The organism is Nesterenkonia marinintestina (genome assembly GCF_025420485.1).
GTDB classification, from domain to species: Bacteria; Actinomycetota; Actinomycetes; order Actinomycetales; family Micrococcaceae; genus Nesterenkonia; species Nesterenkonia marinintestina.
Map to the genome: position 1 here is coordinate 102,296 of NZ_JAOEFD010000003.1, position 18,656 is coordinate 120,951.

The 18,656-nt window shown below is 69.6% G+C and carries 15 protein-coding genes, 1 tRNA gene, 1 other RNA gene and 2 pseudogenes; 8 read left to right on the plus strand and 11 right to left on the minus strand.

From position 1 onward, the window contains the following. The first annotated feature begins 112 nt into the window (after positions 1-112). Entirely contained in the window at positions 113-1,132 is a 1,020-nt protein-coding gene (locus N7E59_RS03865; RefSeq protein ID WP_261623593.1) for an acyl-CoA thioesterase, read from the plus strand. On the opposite strand, the gene N7E59_RS03870 is transcribed toward N7E59_RS03865, so the two are convergent. The 3 genes from N7E59_RS03870 to N7E59_RS03880 form a co-directional block, all read right to left on the minus strand. After that, positions 1,096-2,325, minus strand: a complete 1,230-nt coding sequence (locus N7E59_RS03870) for a glycosyltransferase (RefSeq protein WP_261623594.1) — start codon at positions 2,323-2,325, stop codon at positions 1,096-1,098. The genes N7E59_RS03865 and N7E59_RS03870 overlap by 37 nt on opposite strands. Next, positions 2,322-3,788: a DUF2079 domain-containing protein gene (locus N7E59_RS03875; RefSeq protein ID WP_261623595.1), complete on the minus strand. Its 1,467-nt coding sequence runs from the start codon at positions 3,786-3,788 to the stop codon at positions 2,322-2,324. Before N7E59_RS03875 ends, N7E59_RS03870 begins: the two co-directional genes overlap by 4 nt. Position 3,789: 1 nt before the next feature. Then, positions 3,790-3,862 (minus strand) — tRNA-Arg (locus N7E59_RS03880). A gap of 240 nt (positions 3,863-4,102) precedes the next feature. Here N7E59_RS03880 and N7E59_RS03885 point away from each other — a divergent pair. Continuing rightward, positions 4,103-4,693, plus strand: coding sequence for a single-stranded DNA-binding protein (locus N7E59_RS03885; RefSeq protein ID WP_261623596.1), 591 nt, complete (start codon positions 4,103-4,105; stop codon positions 4,691-4,693). A 64-nt stretch (positions 4,694-4,757) separates the two neighbouring features. Further along, positions 4,758-6,440 carry an energy-dependent translational throttle protein EttA gene (ettA, locus tag N7E59_RS03890; protein ID WP_261623597.1) on the plus strand — a complete coding sequence of 561 codons (1,683 nt, stop codon included), beginning with the start codon at positions 4,758-4,760 and terminating at the stop codon, positions 6,438-6,440. A 27-nt stretch (positions 6,441-6,467) separates the two neighbouring features. On the opposite strand, the pseudogene N7E59_RS03895 reads toward ettA, so the two are convergent. From N7E59_RS03895 to N7E59_RS03905, 3 genes and pseudogenes are all read right to left on the minus strand, one after another. Continuing rightward, a pseudogene (locus N7E59_RS03895) lies at positions 6,468-7,925 on the minus strand (glyceraldehyde-3-phosphate dehydrogenase); the annotation flags it as partial. Between the two features lie 174 nt (positions 7,926-8,099). After that, positions 8,100-8,499: RNase P RNA component class A (gene rnpB / locus N7E59_RS03900), an RNA gene on the minus strand. A gap of 67 nt (positions 8,500-8,566) precedes the next feature. Next, positions 8,567-8,971: a VOC family protein gene (locus N7E59_RS03905; protein WP_261623598.1), complete on the minus strand. Its 405-nt coding sequence runs from the start codon at positions 8,969-8,971 to the stop codon at positions 8,567-8,569. A gap of 112 nt (positions 8,972-9,083) precedes the next feature. On the opposite strand from N7E59_RS03905, the gene N7E59_RS03910 reads away from it, so the two are divergent. Next, positions 9,084-9,878 (plus strand): YaaA family protein, encoded by a 795-nt coding sequence (locus tag N7E59_RS03910; protein WP_261623599.1) that lies wholly within the window; start codon positions 9,084-9,086, stop codon positions 9,876-9,878. Between the two features lie 56 nt (positions 9,879-9,934). On the opposite strand, the pseudogene N7E59_RS03915 reads toward N7E59_RS03910, so the two are convergent. Next, positions 9,935-10,363, minus strand: a pseudogene (locus N7E59_RS03915) (reverse transcriptase-like protein); the annotation flags it as partial. Between the two features lie 42 nt (positions 10,364-10,405). Beyond that, complete coding sequence (locus N7E59_RS03920; RefSeq protein ID WP_261623600.1) at positions 10,406-11,311, minus strand: Nif3-like dinuclear metal center hexameric protein; 906 nt, start codon at positions 11,309-11,311, stop codon at positions 10,406-10,408. Between the two features lie 102 nt (positions 11,312-11,413). Between N7E59_RS03920 and msrA the strand changes: the two genes are divergently transcribed. The 3 genes from msrA (at position 11,414) to epsC (ending at position 13,749) form a co-directional block, all read left to right on the plus strand. Beyond that, positions 11,414-12,001: a peptide-methionine (S)-S-oxide reductase MsrA gene (msrA, locus tag N7E59_RS03925; RefSeq protein ID WP_261623601.1), complete on the plus strand. Its 588-nt coding sequence runs from the start codon at positions 11,414-11,416 to the stop codon at positions 11,999-12,001. Between the two features lie 135 nt (positions 12,002-12,136). Further along, entirely contained in the window at positions 12,137-13,072 is a 936-nt protein-coding gene (gene cysK / locus N7E59_RS03930; RefSeq protein ID WP_261623602.1) for a cysteine synthase A, read from the plus strand. Between the two features lie 77 nt (positions 13,073-13,149). Continuing rightward, entirely contained in the window at positions 13,150-13,749 is a 600-nt protein-coding gene (gene epsC, locus N7E59_RS03935) for a serine O-acetyltransferase EpsC (RefSeq protein ID WP_261623603.1), read from the plus strand. Between the two features lie 49 nt (positions 13,750-13,798). Here the strand turns inward: epsC and gndA are convergent, their stop codons facing one another. The 3 genes from gndA to zapE form a co-directional block, all read right to left on the minus strand. Then, positions 13,799-15,241 (minus strand): NADP-dependent phosphogluconate dehydrogenase, encoded by a 1,443-nt coding sequence (gndA, locus tag N7E59_RS03940; protein WP_261623604.1) that lies wholly within the window; start codon positions 15,239-15,241, stop codon positions 13,799-13,801. 83 nt (positions 15,242-15,324) lie between these two features. Then, positions 15,325-16,260 carry a polyphosphate kinase 2 gene (ppk2, locus tag N7E59_RS03945; protein WP_261623605.1) on the minus strand — a complete coding sequence of 312 codons (936 nt, stop codon included), beginning with the start codon at positions 16,258-16,260 and terminating at the stop codon, positions 15,325-15,327. A 194-nt stretch (positions 16,261-16,454) separates the two neighbouring features. Further along, entirely contained in the window at positions 16,455-17,507 is a 1,053-nt protein-coding gene (gene zapE, locus N7E59_RS03950; RefSeq protein ID WP_261623606.1) for a cell division protein ZapE, read from the minus strand. Between the two features lie 181 nt (positions 17,508-17,688). On the opposite strand from zapE, the gene N7E59_RS03955 reads away from it, so the two are divergent. Continuing rightward, positions 17,689-18,585: a sulfurtransferase gene (locus N7E59_RS03955; protein ID WP_261623607.1), complete on the plus strand. Its 897-nt coding sequence runs from the start codon at positions 17,689-17,691 to the stop codon at positions 18,583-18,585. Positions 18,586-18,656: the final 71 nt, after the last annotated feature.

Genomic DNA, 18,656 nt, shown 5'->3' on the forward strand with positions numbered 1-18,656 from the left:
TCTCATCGGTCCCGCCCCTGAGGGCCGATGGGACTCCGCTCGTGGCGCACGGACGAGTCTGGCTAGAGTGGTGGGCGTCAACGACCGCATCACCCCCAGCCCCGGAGGTCCCATGTCCCCGCGCGACGCGCAGGTGCCGAATCCGCAGCAGGCGGCCGACCAGCTGGCGGCCATGTTCGACCTCGAGGAGCTGGGAGCGGGCGAGGGGACGCGGACCACCGAGGACCGCTTCCTGGGTCGCGTCCAGGAGCAGGCATTCTGGCGGGTCTTCGGCGGGCAGGTCCTGGCACAGGCGGCCCAGGCCGGAATGCGCACCGTCGCCGAGGATCGTGTCATCCACTCGCTCCACGGGTACTTCCTCCGCCCCGGGGACGCGACGCGGCCGATCGAGTTCGGGGTCGAGCGTCTGCGCGACGGGGGCTCGTTCTCCGCGCGCCGCACCCACGCCTATCAGGACGGTGTGCCCATCCTGTCCATGATCGCCTCCTACCAGCGACCCTCGCGCGGCCCCGACCATCAGCGGCCGATGCCGGCGGGCATCCCGGATCCCGACGACCTCCCGTCGCCGCGGGAGCTCGTGGGACACGTCGATCACCCGATCATCCAGGAGTGGGCCCACGGCCGTCCCTTCGAGATCCGTCACGTCGACCGTCCCCTGTATCTGGAGGCCGACCGGGTCCCCCGACCGCACAACGCGGTCTGGATGCGATGCCGCGGCCGTCTGCCCGATGATCCGAACCTGCACCGCGCGGCGATCCTCTACGCGTCCGACTACACGCTCCTGGAGCCGGTCCTGCGCAACCACCGGCTCTACTGGGGCAGGCCGGGCATGAAGATCGCCTCACTGGACCACGCCATGTGGTGGCACCGCGACGCCCCCGCCGACGACTGGCTGCTCTTCGTCCAGGAGAGCCCCAGCGCCCAGGGGGCGCGCGGACTGGGCACCGGTTCGATCTTCGACCGTTCGGGACGCCATGTGGCCACCGTCGCCCAGGAGGGCATGGTCCGGGCGCCGGACGGGCTCGCACCCTGGTTGAAGGAGCGCATCCTGCGCGCCCGCGTCGGCAAGGTCACCCGGAGTCCGCGCACCGCGAGCTACGAGCCGGTGTGGAGGTCGCGGGAGGCCCGGTAGATCGACAGAGCTTGCGAGGCCGTCGACGACCAGGAATACCCACGGGCGGCCTCAGCCGCGGCGCGCCCCATCTCGGCCAGGCGTGCCGGTTCGGCCGCCCGGGTCACCGCATGGGCCCACGCCTCCGGCTCCAGGGACTCGAGGAGCAGCCCGTCCACGCCGTCGTCGATGAGCTCCGTCAGGCCGCCCACGGCATGGGCCGCCACCGGAGTTCCGCAGGCCATGGCCTCCAGCGCGACGAAGCCGAACGACTCCGAGTATGACGGCATGAGGACCAGGTCGGATCCCCTGAAGAGCTCGGCCAGCGCCCGATGTCCCAGCGGACCGCGCTGCACCAGGACGTCCGAGACGCCGGCCTCCTCCGCCAGCACTGCGACGTCCAGAGGCAGCGGGCCGCTGAGCTGTCCGGCGACGGTCAGCGTCACGTCCCGGTCGGGGCGGAGCCGACGCACCAGTCCCGCCGTCGCCACCGCCACCTGGGGTCCCTTGTGGGGCTGGAGGCGTCCCGCGAACGTCAGGCGCAGGGGGACCGGTGCGGGGCGGGGCTCTGACTCGTCCTCCGCCGGTGGGCCGAGGGGGGACTCAGGGCGGAAGATCGAGAGGTCGACTCCGGGACGCAGCAGCCGGATGCGGTCCGCACATTCGGGGTACAGCCGCGACAGGTCCTCCGCCTCGCGGCCCGTGTTCGCCGTCGTGACGCGGGCCGTGCGGGCGATGTGATGCTCCCAGGCCTCTCGTCGCGGGTCGTGCGGCAGGTGGGGGTCCCGCTCCCGCTTGACGGCCGCCACGGTGTGCATCGTGTGCACCAGCGGGGACCCCAGACGCTCCGCCAGCACGAGGCCGGCCGCCCCGGAGATCCAGTAGTGGGAGTGGACGACGTCGACGGGAGGACCCTCCGTCCCCATGATCAGCCGGACCGACGCCTCGACGGACTCGAAGGTCTGGTCGATCAGGGGCCGCGCCGGATCTGCACCGATGATGTGCAGGCGCCTCCCGTCCTCGAGGACCCGGGTCGACCCCGAGGCGGGCGCTCGGCCCGAGCGGGGCGTGGTGGTGACGATGTCGACGTCTGCGCCCTGCATTCGCAGCGACCGACTGAGGTAGTCGACGAACGTGTTGAGGCCCCCGGCGTCTCCCGCCCCGGCCTGGGCCAACGGGGAGGTGTGGAGGCTGAGCATGACCACGCGTGTCATCGGCGCTCCAGGTACTCGGCGCAGGAGGCCAGCTCATCCGGTGAGGCGTCGAGGTCCTCCGTGTCGCGGCGGAGGACCCAGATCCCCTCGTCGTCCTCGATCACCGGCTCGAAGCCGAGGCGCTCGGCGCGGTCGAAGGCCTGCTCAGGGGTCAGGGGGTCGGTCCCTCCGAGCTCCTCGACGTGCTCATCGATGATCAGCCAGGTCAGCACGGCCTCGTCGGTGGTGCCGTTGAGCCCGACCGAGGTGCGGTCGACCAGGTGGGGCACCGCAGTGTCGGCGACTTCGACGCACACTGCGTCGGGCACGGCGTCGACCGCCCTCTGCTGGGCCTCGGCCCGCTCGGACGTCGTCCAGTTGTCTCCGGTCAGCGTCCGCTGGAGCGGAAAGACCTGGGGGAAGGCGAGGCTGCCCACCGCGCTGACCACGAGCACGGTGATCGGCAGCGCCGGCATGAGTCGGGGCCGACCCCATCGGGCCACGATCCGGCGCAGGACGTCGAGGGCGGCGAGCAGGAAGATCGGCGCCAGGATCGCATCGTACTGATAGACCGGGGCCCAGACGTTGAGTCTGTCGTTGAACAGCCTGGACAGCAGCACCGGTGCGCCGATGAGCACGTACGGCGAGGCGAACGGCAGCAGCCACAGGGGCACGAAGTGCAGCAGCCACAGCCCCACCTTCAGCGGGTGGTCGAAGAGGATCGCCACGGCGTTCCACGGCTGGGTCAGCAGGAACACGACCGCCGCTCCCGCAGTGGGGCCCAGAGCGGTGAACTCCCAGTAGCCGAACTCGCCGGCCGGTGAGAAGTGCGGTATGACGACCTCCACGGCGAACCAGTAGCCCGCCGCACCCATCACCGCCGTCGCGGCGGCGGGCAGCCAGGCACGTCGCACGGCGAGCACGAGCGCCACGGCGATCAGCGTGACCCCCATGTCCTCACGCACCAGCAGGAGCACTCCGGAGAGCACCACCACGAGCAGATGCCGTCGACGCTCGATGCCCCAGATCATCCAGGCCACCAGCGGCACCCCGAAGGCGATCTCGTGGAAGTCCCAGTTCACGATGGCCTGGAAGGGCCAGAATGCCAGCAGGGCCGCCGCGCTGAGCAGCGCCGTGCGATGGTCCCACCACCGGCGGACCACCAGATACACCGGGACCGCGGTGGAGACCAGCAGCAGGATCATGGCGATGTTGAGCACACGCGGGTCGTCCCAGATCCAGTACAGCGGCGCCAGCGAGGCGATGATCGGATGGAAGTGGTCTCCGAGGAGGTGGAAGTCCTCCCCCTTCACCGGCACGATGGGGGCCTCGAACAGGGCGTACTGCCGCACCGCCTGGTCGAAGATCCCGAGGTCGTACCCCTTCGCCTCGAAGTTCCGGAACCGCAGCAGCGAATGCGCCAGGTACAGCAGAGAGGCCGCCGTCATCACGGCGGCCAGCTGAAGCCTCTGCGTGCGTGTCAAGCGCCTCGGGAGGGATTCGAACCCCCGACCGGCGGATTAGAAGGCCGCTGCTCTATCCTCTGAGCTACCGAGGCAGGCGCCGGATCCGAGCGCCCGCTGCGGATCCTTCGGCAGGCCAGTCTACCGATTCGTCTCCTCCACAGGCCACGTCACGGCCGGGACACGCACCCGCGTCGTCCACAGCGGAGTCCGTCACCGGTGACGCCGACGCGGTCCGCGATGAGGCTGGGGACGTCGACGGAGCCGACGACACGGCCGCGGCCCGACGACCGATGACCCTGCCACAGGCCGTGGGAGCGCGGAGGACCGCCACGATGACCGAGACAGTGACCGTCCGAGGCTTCGTCGGAAGCGACGTACGCCATCTGACCACCGAGAGGGGTCTGCCCATCTCGACGTTCCGCGTCGGCTCCACGTCACGCCGATACGACAGGGAGCAGGGACGATGGGTCGACGGAGACACCAACTGGTTCACAGTGACCTGCTTCCGAGCCCTCGCACAGAACGTCCGCTCCACCCTCCGGAAGGGGGATCCCGTCGTGGTCACCGGCCGGCTGCGGGTGCGGCGGTGGGAGAATGACGCCGGTGCCCGGGGCACGGCTGTGGAGATCGACGCCGACGGACTCGGACACGACCTCACCTTCGGCACGGGGAGCTTCACCCGCATCTCCCCCGGAGGCCGGACCGAGGCGTGGGACCACGGCTCCGGACGGACCGACGAGTCGCAGGAGCACGAGGCTCCGGGACCCGAGGAGCCGGACCGTGCGTCCTCGGCCGGACCGGACGGATCGTCGGGGGCGTCCGGTCACCAGGATGAGGCTGACGACGGCTGGGGAGCACCGGCGTCGCAGGGCGCCTCGGCGGCCGCACCGCAGCCTTCGACGCATCAGCCCGGTCCGTTCTGACCGGTCGGAGCGACGGCCGTCGTCGCATTCGCCGCAGGGGCCCGCGGCGACTAGCCTGGAGGCCATGGCAGAGTTTATCTACACCATGATCAAGGCCCGCAAGAAGGTGGGCGACAAAGTCATCCTGGACGACGTCACGATGTCCTTCTACCCGGGCGCCAAGATCGGCGTCGTCGGCCCCAACGGCGCGGGGAAGTCGACGATCCTGAAGATCATGGCCGGCCTCGACGAGCCGTCGAACGGTGAGGCGCGCCTGTCCCCCGGCTACTCCGTCGGGATCCTGCAGCAGGAGCCTCCGCTGAACGAGGAGAAGACCGTGCTCGGCAACGTCCAGGAGGGCGTGGGCGAGATCTACTCGAAGCTGCGGCGGTTCAACGAGATCTCGGAGCAGATGGCCGACCCGGACGCCGACTTCGACGCCCTCATGGAGGAGATGGGAGCCCTGCAGGCCGACATCGACGCGGCCAACGCCTGGGACCTGGACTCCCAGCTCGAGCAGGCTATGGATGCCCTGCGCTGCCCGCCCGGCGACGCCGACGTCACGGTCCTCTCCGGTGGTGAGCGTCGACGGGTGGCGCTGTGTCGGCTGCTGCTCTCCAAGCCCGACCTGCTGCTGCTCGACGAGCCGACCAACCATCTCGACGCCGAGTCGGTGCTGTGGCTGGAGCAGCACCTGGCCGACTACGAGGGCGCCGTGCTGGCCGTCACCCACGACCGGTACTTCCTCGACCACGTCGCCGAGTGGATCTGTGAGGTCGACCGCGGTCGGCTGTACCCCTATGAGGGCAACTACTCCACCTACCTGGAGAAGAAGCGCTCACGGATGGAGGTCCAGGGCAAGAAGGACGCCAAGATGGCCAAGCGCCTGGCCGAGGAGCTCGAGTGGGTCCGCTCGAACACCAAGGGACGCCAGGCGAAGTCGAAGGCCCGACTCGCGCGCTATGAGGAGATGGCCGCCGAGGCTGAGCGCACCCGGAAGCTCGACTTCGAGGAGATCCAGATCCCGCCCGGCCCTCGCCTGGGCACCCAGGTCATCGAGGCCGAGGACCTGCAGAAGGGCTTCGGCGACCGCATCCTGATCGACGGACTCTCGTTCTCGCTGCCGCGCAACGGGATCGTCGGCGTGATCGGGCCCAACGGCGTGGGGAAGACCACGCTGTTCAAGACCATCGTCGGCATGGAGGAGAAGGACGGCGGCGAGCTGAAGATCGGCGATTCGGTGAAGATCGCCTACGTCGACCAGTCGCGCGCCGGGATCGACCCGAACAAGTCCCTGTGGGAGGTCGTCTCCGACGGCCTGGACCACATCCAGGTCGGCCAGGTGGAGATGCCGTCGCGCGCCTACGTCTCAGCCTTCGGATTCAAGGGACCGGACCAGCAGAAGAAGGCCGGGGTGCTCTCCGGCGGTGAGCGCAACCGTCTGAACCTGGCGCTGACCCTGAAGCAGGGAGGGAACCTGCTCCTCCTCGACGAGCCCACCAACGACCTCGACGTCGAGACCCTGGGCTCGCTGGAGAACGCACTCCTGGACTTCCCCGGATGCGCCGTGGTCGTCTCCCACGACCGGTGGTTCCTCGACCGGGTGGCCACCCACATCCTGGCCTGGGAGGGCACGGACGAGGAGCCTGCACGCTGGTACTGGTTCGAGGGCAACTTCGAGTCCTACGAGCAGAACAAGGTGGAGCGCCTCGGCCCGGAGGCCGCGCGTCCCCACAGGGTCACCCACCGCAGGCTGACCCGCGGCTGAGGCCTCGCCCGCCCGAGGACCGACCGGCACCGCCCCGGACGCGACCATCGGGTACTTCACCGGGGCCGCGCCGGTCATGTGCTCGAGGCATCGGATGACCTGGGCGGAATAGCCGAACTCGTTGTCGTACCACACGTAGAGGATCGCCTGTCGTCCGTTGACGATGGTGGCCAGACCGTCGACGATGCCGGCCGCACGGGTGCCCACGAAGTCGGTCGAGACCACCTCGGCGGAATCGATGTAGTCGATCTGCTTGTGGAGCTCGCCCTCCAGCGACTGCCGCCGGAGGAAGCGGTTGAGCTCCTCCTTGGTCGTCTCCTGCTCCAGCTCCAGATTCAGGATCGCCATGGAGACGTCCGGAGTGGGGACGCGGATCGAGTTGCCGGAGAGGCGACCGGCGAGCTCCGGGAGCGCCTTGGCCACGGCCTTCGCGGCGCCGGTCTCGGTGAGGACCATGTTCAGCGCGGCCGAACGCCCGCGGCGCTCACCCTTGTGGAAGTTGTCGATGAGGTTCTGGTCGTTGGTGTAGGAGTGCACCGTCTCCACGTGGCCGTGGTCGATGCCGTAGGTGTCGTTCATCAGCTTCGCGATGGGGGTGATCGCGTTCGTGGTGCACGAGGCCGCCGAGACGATCGAGTCTCCCTCGGCGATGTCCTGGTGGTTGACTCCGAACACGATGTTCTTCAGGTCGCCCTTCCCGGGTGCCGTCAGCAGGACGCGGGAGGCGCCCGGGGCCTGCAGATGCCTGCTCAGACCCTCTTCGTCGCGCCACCGACCGGTGTTGTCCACCACGACGGCGTCGTCGATGCCGTAGGCGGTGTAGTCCACCTCGGCCGGATCGTTCGCATAGATGACTTGGATGTAGGTGCCGTTGGCGATGATCACATCGTTGTCCTCGTCGAGGCGGATCGAGCCGTCGAAGGGACCGTGCACCGAGTCCCGCCGCAGCAGCGACGCCCGCTTGGCGAGGTCGTTCTCCGCCCCCTTGCGCACCACGATGGCCCGCAGACGCAGCCCCGAGGCGGAGGAGGCCCGCCCGACCAGGATCCGAGCCAGAAGCCGCCCGATGCGTCCGAACCCGTAGAGCACGACGTCGCGCTGGGCGGTGGTCTCCTGTCCCTTCCTCCCCACGATGTCGGCGAGCTCGCCCCGAAGGAAGTCGGTCAGGTCGTCCGCACCGGATTTCCGGAAGCGGTGGTTCAGCCGGGCGATGTCGATGCTGGCCCCGCCGAGGTCCAGCGTCGTCAGCGCCTCGACCAGCGGAAGGGTCTCCGAGATCGGCAGCTCGACCTCGTCGACCTGACGAGCGAATCGGTGGGCCTTGAGGATCTCGATGGCGGACTGGTTGACCAACTTCCGACCGTGGATGCCGGTGACCACGTTGTTCTCGCGGTACAGGCGTCCGATCAGCGGGATCATGGCCTCGGCCATGGCCTCGCGGTCGATCCACTGCTGAAGCTGCTCATCAGCTGCGCGGTGCGGCACAGTGTCGTTCCTTCCGTGAAGACGTCGTTGTCTCGGCGGTGTCGTCCCTGCGGTCGTGCGGCCGTCGTGCGGCCGTGCAGGTGGTCGGAGCCCTCGCATGGAGCACGAGGCATCGCCGCACCCATCCTAGAGGGTCACAGCCGCCGGTGCGCGTCCGGGCGTCGGCGGTGTGGTGGGACGGGCCGGCCTGTACGCCGGATTCTGTCCCGCCCGCACCTTGCGGCGCTGCGGGCGGGGACCGCCATCCATCTGGGCTCCGCGTCGCCGCGGGCCTCGAGCGGCCAACCCGGGTGCTCGGGCGGGCAGCCCTGATCACGCACCCTGTTCGGCCTTGCACCGGATGGGGTTTGCCGAGCCGCGGCAGTCACCTGCCGCGCTGGTGGTCTCTTACACCACCGTTTCACCCTTACCCGTCCGACTCCCCTGCGGGAGCCGAGCGGGCGGTCTGCTCTCTGTGGCACTGGCCTGCGGGTCACCCCGAGTGGGCGTTACCCACCATCCTGCCCTGCGGTGTCCGGACGTTCCTCGGCGGCTCGGAGCTGATCCGCACCGCCGCGACGGCCCGGCCGACCCGTCCCGCCTCCATCCTACGTCCCACCCCGGCATGCGCCGGATCCGCCGGTTCAGCCGACTCAGCCGACTCAGCCGCCCAGGCCCGCCTGTTCGTCCGGCTGGTGGATTCCGAAGATGTTGCCCTCGGTGTCGTGGAAGTATCCCTGCCAGGCCATGCCGGGCAGCGCGTACTTGGGCAGGGCCACAGTGCCGCCCGCCTCAGCGATCTCTGCACCGACGGCGTCGTAGTCCTCGACGGCCATGGTGACCACGAATGCGTTGACGCACCGTCCGGGCTCCGGCTCCGGTCCTCGGCGCAGCATCATGCCGCCGTCGATGCCCGGCCGGTCGTCCCCTCCGGTGCGGATGCCGAAGTACGGCATGCCGGCGTACTCGCTGTAGTCCTCGTACTCCCAGCCGAAGACCCGCGCGTAGAAGCCTCGCGCCCGCTCCATATCGGTGGCTTGGATCTCGAAGTGGATCGGACGCGTCATGTGGAGCTCCTCCGCTCGACGGGCGCCGCCTTCGACGCCCTCTGAGCAGCGAGTCTGCACCCCGGTCCGCAGAGTCACAAGGTCTGAGGACCGACGTTGGTAGTCTGCTCTGATGCTCATCTACCTGCCGCCCTCCGAGGGCAAGACGCCGCCCGGCTCCGACGACGCCGCCGGGGCGCCCGTGGCCCCGCAGGAGATGCTCCTCCCCCAGCTCGCCGAGCGCCGCGAGCAGGTGATCGATGCCCTGATCCAGACCTCTCAGGCCCCTGACGCGAAGCAGGTCCTGCGCGTCGGTGCCACCGTGACGGAGGAGGTGCGGGCGAACCTCGACCTCCGTCACGCCCCCACCGCCCCGGCGCAGCAGCTCTACAGCGGCGTGCTGTTCGACGCCCTGGACCCTCAGGGACTCGACACATCGGCACAGGCCCGTGCCGACGAGTCGGTGCTGATCTTCTCCGGCCTGTTCGGAGTCACCGGCTTCTCGGACCGGCTCCCGGCGCACCGGCTCTCCATGGGCGTCACGCTCCGACCCTTCGGCGACGACCGCGATCCCGGCCCGCTGGGTTCGTTCTGGCGTCGCGCCATGTCCGAACCGCTGGACGACCATGTGGGCGACGAGCTCGTCCTGGACTGCCGCTCCTCCTCCTATGCCGCGGCGCATCGACCGCCGTCGGAGCAGACTGTGGCGGTCAACAGCTTCACCGAGGCCGACGGCGCACGGAAGGTGGTGACCCACTTCGCCAAGCGGGCGCGGGGTGAGCTCGTCGGCATGCTGCTGCGCGCGGAGGCCCGGGCGCAGAGCATCGACGACGTGGCTGAGATCGCCGCAGAGCGCTGGGAGGTCGAGGTGCGGCCTGCAGAGGGACGCCGGCCCCACCAGCTGGACCTGATCTCAGCAGGGGAATGACGCGCCGCCGACCTCATCGCGCCGCACGAGGGTCACCTCTCCGGTCGGATCCGGCTGCTCGCAGGGTCCCACCGCCGACCGGCGGCGGAGGCGTCCATGGCCTCGTTGCTCAACGCGTCGGCGTCGCCGTTCTGGGCGCGCGGGATCCAGGTGAACGTCACGTTCATCAGCGGCAGGACCGCCGCCGCCTCGGCGGCGAGCCGTCGCATGTCCTCGTGTCTGATCCTCCATCGTCCGCTCATCTGTTCGACGACGAGCTTGGAGTCCATACGCACTTCGATCTGCGCGGCGTCGTCGATGTCGCGGGCCAGCCGCAGACCCTCGATTAGTCCGGTGTACTCCGCCACGTTGTTGCTCGCCCGCCCGAGCGGTGTGGCCCGCGCGGCCAGGATGCGGCCGGAGGCGTCGCGCACCAGGGCCCCGGAACCGGCGATCCCGGGGTTGCCGCGGCTCCCGCCGTCGGCTTCTACGATGAGGTCCGGCACAGGTGTCCTTTCGGAGGGGGACGGTCGGATCCGCGGACGAGCCTATCGTCCCGGAGTGATGACGAAGTCCCAGGGGTCGGTGTTGATGCCCGAGACCGCGACCTCGGCCTCGAATCCCCGGTCGGCGAGCGCTCGGTCCAACGCCTGCGCGGCCGCGGGCAGCCAGAGCCATTCGGAGGCGAAGTGGGAGACGTCGATGAGGTAGGGGCGCCCGTCACGCACCGCCTCGCGGGCCTCCGAGGCGGGGTGATGCCGCAGATCGGCGGTGACGAACACGTCGGCCTCGGCCGCCCGCGCCGCCTGGAGCAGCCCGTCCCCCGCCCCGCCGCACAGTGCGACCCGGCGGACGAATCCGTCCCGGTCGCCGGCCACGCGGACGCCTCCGGCCACGGAGGGCAGGACGGAGAAGACGGTCGCGGCGAAGTCTCCGAGGGTGGTCCCCTGCGGCAGAGTCCCGACCCGTCCGAGGCCCTCCTCGCCGAGGCCGTCGGGGGCCGGACTCAGAGGCTCGGCGTCCTCGATCCCGAGGATCTCGGTGAGGACGTCGTTGACGCCGCCGACCGCCGAGTCACCGTTGGTGTGGGCCGTCAGCAGGGCGCATCCGGACTCGATCAGACGATGGACGACCTCACCCTTGAAGCCGTCGGCCTCCACGCTGTTCACCGGCCGGAGCAGCAGCGGATGATGGGTGATCAGCAGGTCGGCACCGGCGCCGCAGGCCTCCTCCACGACGGCCCGCACCGGATCGACGGCGAAGTGGACGGTCCGCACCTCGGCGTCGCGTCGCCCCGCCACGAGTCCCACGGCGTCCCAGTCCTCCGCCAGTCCGGCCGGCCAGAGCTCCTCGGCGACGTCGAGGACGTCCCGGAGCCGGGGGGTCCGCCGCGCCGCGCCGGCGCCCTGGGTCGGATGGTCGGTCGGCACGGCCTGCTCGGGAGTCTGTGACATACCCACTGTTCTACCGTCTGAGGGCACCGTGGTCATCACGGACACACCCTGGGACGGAGCCCGCGGGGAATGAACCGGACCCGGGACGGGTTGTCGATCGACATGAGCATCAGCACTCGGACCTCGTCGTCCGCAGCCGCCCGAGACCGCGGCGGGCACCTGAGGACCCTGGTCATGGGCGCCGGCTGCTTCTGGTGCCTGGACTCGCTGGCGCGCCGGCTGCACGGAGTCACCGACGTCCGCAGCGTCTACACCGGAGGCACGGGTCCCGCCGTCTACGAGGCGGTCTGCTCCGGCACCACGGGACACGCCGAGGCGGTCGAGATCACCTACGATCCCGAGCAGCTTCCGACCGACGTCGTCTTCGACGTCTTCTTCTCCTCCCACGACCCGACCTCGCTGAACCGACAGGGCTACGACGTCGGCACCCAGTACCGCTCGGTCCTCTTCTACTCCGACGACCGGGAACGGAGCGAGTTCGCCGAACGCATCGCCCGTGCGCAGGCGGCCTACGACCGACCCCTGATGACGGCGCTGGAGCCGCTGGGCCCGCTCTTCGAGGCCGAGCCCGAGCACCAGGACTTCCATTCCCGTCGGCCGGAGGTCGGCTACTGCCGAGTGATCATCGATCCCAAGGTCGCCCGTCTCAGGCAACGTTACGCCGCATGGCTCCGAGACCCCGACGGCTGAGGAGTCCGTCGATAGGCTGACAGAGCCGGACACTCCGATCAGGGCCCCCGATCCGAGACCGGCGACCAGAGAGTTCCGTCAGGTCCCGGTGCCCGCACCGGGACCGCCCGCAGCGAGAGAGGCGAGATCCCGACCATGGCCAAGATCCTCGACAACATCACCCAGGCCGTCGGCGGCACGCCGATGGTCCGGCTCAACCGGCTCGACGCCGACCTGCCCGGCGATGTGGCCGTCAAGCTGGAGTTCTACAACCCGGCGAACTCGGTGAAGGACCGGATCGGCACGGCGATCGTCGACGCGGCCGAAGAGGCAGGCGTGCTCACTCCGGGCGGCACGATCGTGGAGGGCACCTCCGGCAACACCGGCATCGCCCTCGCCATGGTGGGCGCGGCCCGGGGCTATCGCGTGGTGCTGACCATGCCCGAGACCATGTCCACCGAACGTCGCGTCATGCTGCGCGCCTACGGGGCGGAGATCGTCCTGACCCCGGGTGCCGACGGGATGCGCGGAGCGGTCGAGAAGGCGAAGGCCATCGTCGAGGAGACCGACAACGCCATCTGGGCCCGCCAGTTCGCCAACGAGGCCAACACCAAGGTCCACTACCAGACCACCGGTGAGGAGATCTGGGACGCGACCGACGGTGCCGTCGACGTGCTCGTCGCCGGAGTCGGCACCGGCGGGACGATCACAGGCGCGGGACGTCGTCTCCGCGAACTCCGCCCCGACATCCGGATCGTGGCCGTGGAGCCCGAAGACTCCCCCATCCTCTCCGGCGGGAACCCGGGCCCCCACAAGATCCAGGGCATCGGAGCGAACTTCGTCCCCGAGATCCTCGACCGCGAGATCTACGACGAGGTCCTCACCGCGAATCTGGACCGGGCGCTGAGCACGGCTCGCGAACTCGGCACCCAGGAGGGCATCCTCGGCGGCATCTCCACCGGCGCCAACGTCGCCGCCGCACTCGAGGTCGCGTCCCGTGAGGAGAACCGCGGCAAGCTCATCGTGACCGTCGCCTGCGACTACGGCGAACGCTACATCTCCACCCTGCTGTACGAAGACATCCGCGGCTGAGCGGACCGTCCGCGGTCCCGCACGGCCTCAGCCTCCACCCCGACGGCCCCTGCGCCGCCCGACCGAGGGAGCACCCGATGGGCATCCTGAACCGACTCCGCGACACCGTGCGTGAGGACATCCGCTCCGCCCGAGAGCACGACCCCGCCGCACGCAGCGACGCGGAGATCGCCATCGTCTACTCCGGGCTGCATGCCATCTGGTCCCACCGGGTGGCCCATCAGATGTGGCGCCATGAACGCCTGAGGACGGCGGCCCGTGCCCTCTCGCAGGTGACCCGCGGCGTGACCGGCATCGAGATCCACCCGGGAGCCACCATCGGACGGCGGTTCTTCATCGACCACGGCATGGGTGTCGTCATCGGTGAGACGGCGGAGATCGGCGACGACGTCATGCTCTACCAGGGAGTGACCCTGGGCGGGCGCTCGCTCGAGGCCGTGAAGCGTCACCCGACCCTGGGCGACGGCGTCGTCGTCGGCGCCGGGGCCAAGGTGCTCGGTCCCGTCGAGATCGGAGCCGGATCCGCCGTGGGTGCGAACGCCGTGGTGGTGAAGTCGGCGCCGGACGACTCCATCCTCACCGGCATCCCCGCCCATTCGCGTGAGCGCAGGGAGCAGGAGCGGAAGCCGGCGGTCGACCCGGCCGAATATGCGCTGGATCCGGCGCTGTTCATCTGAGGCGATCGGGGCTGCGCCGCGCCGAGCAGGGAGGCGGGGGTGGTCCCCGTCAGGCCTCCACCTCGCCGCGGTCGCCGGACCACAGCGTGTGGAAGGTGCCCTCCTGATCCACCCGTCGATAGGTGTGGGCGCCGAAGTAGTCCCGCAGGCCCTGGGTCAGTGAGGCCGGGAGCCGCTCCCGCCGCAGCCCGTCGTAGTAGGCCAGCGAGGAGCCGAACACCGGGGCGGGCACTCCATGGGTCGCCGCGGCGGCGACCACCCGGCGCCATGCCGGCAGACATTCGTTGATCGCCTCGGTGAAGTCCTCAGCCAGCAGGAGGTTGGCCGGACGGCGGGACGCCGGGACCTCGAAGGCCTTCATGATGGTGTCCAGCAGGTCGGCCCGGATGATGCAACCGGCCCGCCACAGCGAGGCCACGGACCTCAGGTCCAGGTCCCAGCCGTACTCCTCACCGGCTGCGACCAGCATGTCGAGCCCCTGGGCGTAGGCGACCAGCTTCGAGGCGTAGAGGGCCTTGCGGACGTCCTCGACGAAGTCGGGGCCGTAGTCCGGCGCGGGGGCATGTTCGTCGATCCCCGAGCTGAACACGGCGGTGGTCCGGCGGCGCAGATCCTCCTGGGAGGAGATCGAGCGGGCGAACACCGATTCGGCGATCGCAGTCACCGGTGACCCCACCTCCAGGGCGGAGATCGCCGTCCACCGGCCGGTGCCCTTCTGCCCGGCCGCATCGACGATGACGTCGACCAGCGGACGACCGGTGATCTCGTCCTCCTGCTCGAGGACCTCGGAGGTGATCTCGATGAGGTACGACGCCAGGTCGGTGGTGTTCCATTCGCGGAAGACCTCGGCCTGGGCGGCCGGTTCGAGCCCGGCGAGGCTGCGCATCAGGTCATAGGCCTCACCGATGACCTGCATATCGGCGTACTCGATGCCGTTGTGGACCATCTTCACGTAGTGGCCGGCCCCGTCCGTGCCGATCCACGCGCAGCACGGCTCACCGTGGAAGTCGGCGGCGATCCGCTCCAGCATCGGTCCGAGCGCGGCGTAGGACTCCTCGGAGCCTCCGGGCATGATCGACGGCCCGTTGAGCGCGCCCTCCTCGCCTCCGGAGACGCCGACTCCGACGAAGTGGATCCCCCGCTCCCGAAGGGACTGCTCACGCCGTCGGGTCTCCTCGAAGAAGGAGTTGCCGCCGTCGATGATGATGTCGCCCTCGTCGAGCAGCGGCACGAGCTCGTCGATGACGGCGTCGACCGGGGAGCCGGCCTTGACCATCAGCAGCACCCGACGCGGTCGGTCGAGCGACTCCACCAGCTCGGTGAGCGTCTCGGTGCGGACGAACGCACCCTCCTCGCCGTGGGCCTGCAGCAGCGCGTCCGTCTTGGCCGCGGACCGGTTGTGGAGCGCCACCGTGAAGCCGTTCCGAGCGAGGTTGCGTGCCAGGTTGGCACCCATGACGGCCAGTCCGGTGACTCCGATGTCGGCGGTCATTCAGTCTCCTTGGTGCGGGGGCGGGCGGCAGGACCACTCTAGTCGCTCGGGTCCGTCACGGAGCGAGCGGCTGCGGTGCGCCGTCAGTCCCCGACGGCCTCGCGGCCCCGCTGGACGATGTGCGGGTCCGGCTCCCCGACGACCTCGTGGTCCTTGCCCTCGTACTCGAACTGGCTCAGGAAGTAGCGCATGGCGTTGAGCCGGGCACGCTTCTTGTCGTTGGACTTGATCGTCGTCCAGGGGGCGTGGTCGGTGTCGGTCCGCAGGAACATCTGCTCCTTGGCCTCCGTGTAGTCCTCCCACCGGTCGAGGGACTCCAGGTCCATCGGCGAGAGCTTCCACTGACGCACCGGATCGATCTGCCGGATGGCGAACCGGGTGCGCTGCTCCTTCTGGGTCACCGAGAACCAGAACTTCGTCAGATGGATGCCGGCGTCGACGAGCATCTGCTCGAACTGCGGAGCCTGTCGCATGAAGATCTCGTACTCCTCGTCCGAACAGAACCCCATCACCCGCTCCACTCCGGCGCGGTTGTACCAGGACCGGTCGAACAGGACCATCTCCCCGGCGGTGGGCAGACGGTCGATGTAGCGCTGGAAGTACCACTGGCCGCGCTCCCGGTCGGAGGGCTTGTTCAGCGCCACGACCCGGGCCGTCCGAGGGTTGAGGTGTTCGGTGAACCTCTTGATCGTGCCGCCCTTGCCGGCCGCGTCCCGTCCTTCGAAGACGACCACATGCTTCAGGCCGTGGTCCTCCGCCCAGTACTGGAACTTCAGCAGCTCCACCTGCAGGTGGTACTTCTCGATCTCGTAGACCTCGCGGCTGAGCCGCTCGTCGTAGGGGTAGTTCTCCTGCCAGGTCTCGACGGCATTGCCCTGGGGATCGATCAGATCGGGGTCAGGGGTGTGCCCGTCGAGCACCTGATAGCCGCCGTCGCGCAGCCGGTCGATGAATTCGCGCAGATTCTCCCTGGGGGTGTCCTCCACGTCGAACCATGACTCATCGAGCGATTCCTTCATCGCCTCTCCTCCCTGACGCCCCATCACCTGGACCGGGGACGCGGGATCGTGTGTCCCGCATCTCTGCCGGTCAGCCGCCGACGGCCCGGCGACGCCGTCGTCCGCGCGCCGCAGCGGCTCACTGCCATCCTACTCGGTGCCGGGCTCCCGGACGCCGCCGGACGCGGGAGCCGATCGGAACGTCGGATGAACGCTCAGAGCGCGTCCTCGCCCATCTGTCCGGCGCGCGCGAGGGCCGTGAGTCGGGACACGGCTCGGTTGTACTTCTTCATGTAGCCGCCCGACATCATCTCCTCGGTGAACAGTGCGTCGAAGGGCCGTCCCGAGGCCAGGACCCTGACGTTCTGGTCGTAGAGGCGGTCCGCCAGCACGACGAAGCGCAGCGCCACCGACTGGGACTCGATGGTCTCCACATCGCGGAGCACCAGCACGTCGACCCCTTCGACGAGCTGTCCGTACCGGCTCGGATGCACCTGGGTCAGATGCGAGGTGAGCTCCGAGAAGTCGTCCACCGCCACGGCGGCCTCCGGGAAGGTCTCCTCGGCGACGCTCTCCAGCTCCGAGGTCTCCAGGGGGGCGGGAGCCTCGGGCAGGCCGCGATGCCGGTAGTCCTCCCCGTCGACCCGGATCGCCTCGAACTGATCGGCCAGGACCTGGATCTCCCGCTTGAAGTCCTGCGCGGCGAATCGGCCGTCGCCCAGCGATCCGGGAAGCGTGTTCGAGGTGGCGGCGAGCTTCACACCGGCGTCGGCCAGCTCGCGCATGAGGCGTGACATCAGGACGGTGTCCCCGGGATCGTCGAGCTCGAACTCGTCGATGCACACCAGGGAGTACTCGCTGAGCACATCCACCGTGCGGCGGAAGGAGAGCGCTCCGACCAGGTTCGTGTACTCGACGAATGTGCCGAACGCCCGCTGACCCGAGGAGGCGTGGTAGAGCGAGGCCAGCAGGTGGGTCTTCCCGACCCCGAACCCGCCGTCCAGGTAGATCCCGCTCGGCGACGCCGTGCGACGTCCTCCCCCGAACAGGCGTCCCAGGAGACCGCCGCCGCCGGACCCCCGTCCGACCGTCTCCGAGAACTCCCGCAGCCGTTCGACGGCGTGGGCCTGCGACGGATGGTTCGGGTCCGGGATGTAGGAGTCGAAGGAGACCTCTGCGAAGCGGAACGACGGTCGCAGCCCCTCGAGCAGCTCGCCGACGCCGACCTTCGGGCTGCGGCTGCTGAGCGGAGTGGCGGTGGACGTCATCGGAGACCTCGTTCTGTGGGGCTGGTCATGCGGAGCCGGTCGGGTGAGACCTGTGTGCCGCCACTCTACCGCCGGCCGGTGTGTCAGCAGATGACGTCGGCTGTCTGTCGTGCGGGCCCGGCCGATACGATGCCGGTGGAGCACGTGATCCGACCGGCACCGACCAGAAAGGCCGTCCCCCATGCCTGCTGAGACCGCAGAGAAGGACTTCTCCCAGTACGCCCACCCCGAGCGTCTGGTCTCCACCGAATGGGTGGCCGCGCACAAGGACGACGACGACGTCGTCCTCGTGGAGTCGGACGAGGACGTCCTGCTCTACGAGACCGGACACGTCCCGGGCGCCGTGAAGGTCGACTGGCACACCGAGCTCAACGACCCCGTCGCCCGCGACTTCCTCGACGGTGAGCGCTTCGCCGAGTTCGCCGCGTCCAAGGGCATCTCGCGCAGCAGCACGGTCGTCTTCTACGGCGACAAGTCCAACTGGTGGGCGGCCTACGCCCTGTGGGTCTTCACGCTCTTCGGCCACGAGGACGTCCGCCTGATGGACGGCGGACGCCAGAAGTGGACCGAGGAGGGTCGTCCGATGAGCACCGAGCGCCCGGACGTCGCCCCCGGCGACTACCCGGTCGTCGACCGTGACGACTCGACCGACCGCGCCTTCCTGCAGGACGTGCTCGGTCACTTCGGCCGGCCCCTGGTCGACGTGCGCTCACCCCTGGAGTACTCCGGGGAGAAGACCCACATGGAGGGCTACGAGGAGGAGGGCGCCCTGCGCGGCGGCCACATCCCCACCGCGGCCTCCGTCCCCTGGGCCAAGGCCGCGAACGAGGACGGCACGTTCCGCTCCCGCGAGGAGCTGGAGGCCATCTACCGCGACGAGGCCGGACTGGGCACCGCCGACGACGTCGTCGCGTACTGCCGCATCGGTGAGCGGTCATCGCACACGTGGTTCGTGCTCAAGCACCTCCTCGGCTACGAGAACGTGCGCAACTACGACGGTTCCTGGACCGAGTGGGGCAACGTGGTCGGCGTGCCGATCGTCCAGGGGGATCAGCCCGGAGAGAAGCCCCGCCGCTGAACCGCCCGTCGGCGGTAGGCTGGACGGGATATGACGACCTCACAGGACTCCGTGCCCCAGCCCTCCGCCGC

Coding starts and splice junctions, on each gene's coding strand:
- N7E59_RS03865 (WP_261623593.1), top strand. CDS start 113: ATGTCCCCGCGCGACGCGCAGGTGCCGAATCCGCAGCAGGCGGCCGAC.
- N7E59_RS03870 (WP_261623594.1), bottom strand. CDS start 2,325: ATGACACGCGTGGTCATGCTCAGCCTCCACACCTCCCCGTTGGCCCAG.
- N7E59_RS03885 (WP_261623596.1), top strand. CDS start 4,103: ATGACCGAGACAGTGACCGTCCGAGGCTTCGTCGGAAGCGACGTACGC.
- ettA (WP_261623597.1), top strand. CDS start 4,758: ATGGCAGAGTTTATCTACACCATGATCAAGGCCCGCAAGAAGGTGGGC.
- N7E59_RS03905 (WP_261623598.1), bottom strand. CDS start 8,971: ATGACGCGTCCGATCCACTTCGAGATCCAAGCCACCGATATGGAGCGG.
- N7E59_RS03910 (WP_261623599.1), top strand. CDS start 9,084: ATGCTCATCTACCTGCCGCCCTCCGAGGGCAAGACGCCGCCCGGCTCC.
- N7E59_RS03920 (WP_261623600.1), bottom strand. CDS start 11,311: ATGTCACAGACTCCCGAGCAGGCCGTGCCGACCGACCATCCGACCCAG.
- msrA (WP_261623601.1), top strand. CDS start 11,414: ATGAGCATCAGCACTCGGACCTCGTCGTCCGCAGCCGCCCGAGACCGC.
- cysK (WP_261623602.1), top strand. CDS start 12,137: ATGGCCAAGATCCTCGACAACATCACCCAGGCCGTCGGCGGCACGCCG.
- epsC (WP_261623603.1), top strand. CDS start 13,150: ATGGGCATCCTGAACCGACTCCGCGACACCGTGCGTGAGGACATCCGC.
- gndA (WP_261623604.1), bottom strand. CDS start 15,241: ATGACCGCCGACATCGGAGTCACCGGACTGGCCGTCATGGGTGCCAAC.
- ppk2 (WP_261623605.1), bottom strand. CDS start 16,260: ATGAAGGAATCGCTCGATGAGTCATGGTTCGACGTGGAGGACACCCCC.
- zapE (WP_261623606.1), bottom strand. CDS start 17,507: ATGACGTCCACCGCCACTCCGCTCAGCAGCCGCAGCCCGAAGGTCGGC.
- N7E59_RS03955 (WP_261623607.1), top strand. CDS start 17,689: ATGCCTGCTGAGACCGCAGAGAAGGACTTCTCCCAGTACGCCCACCCC.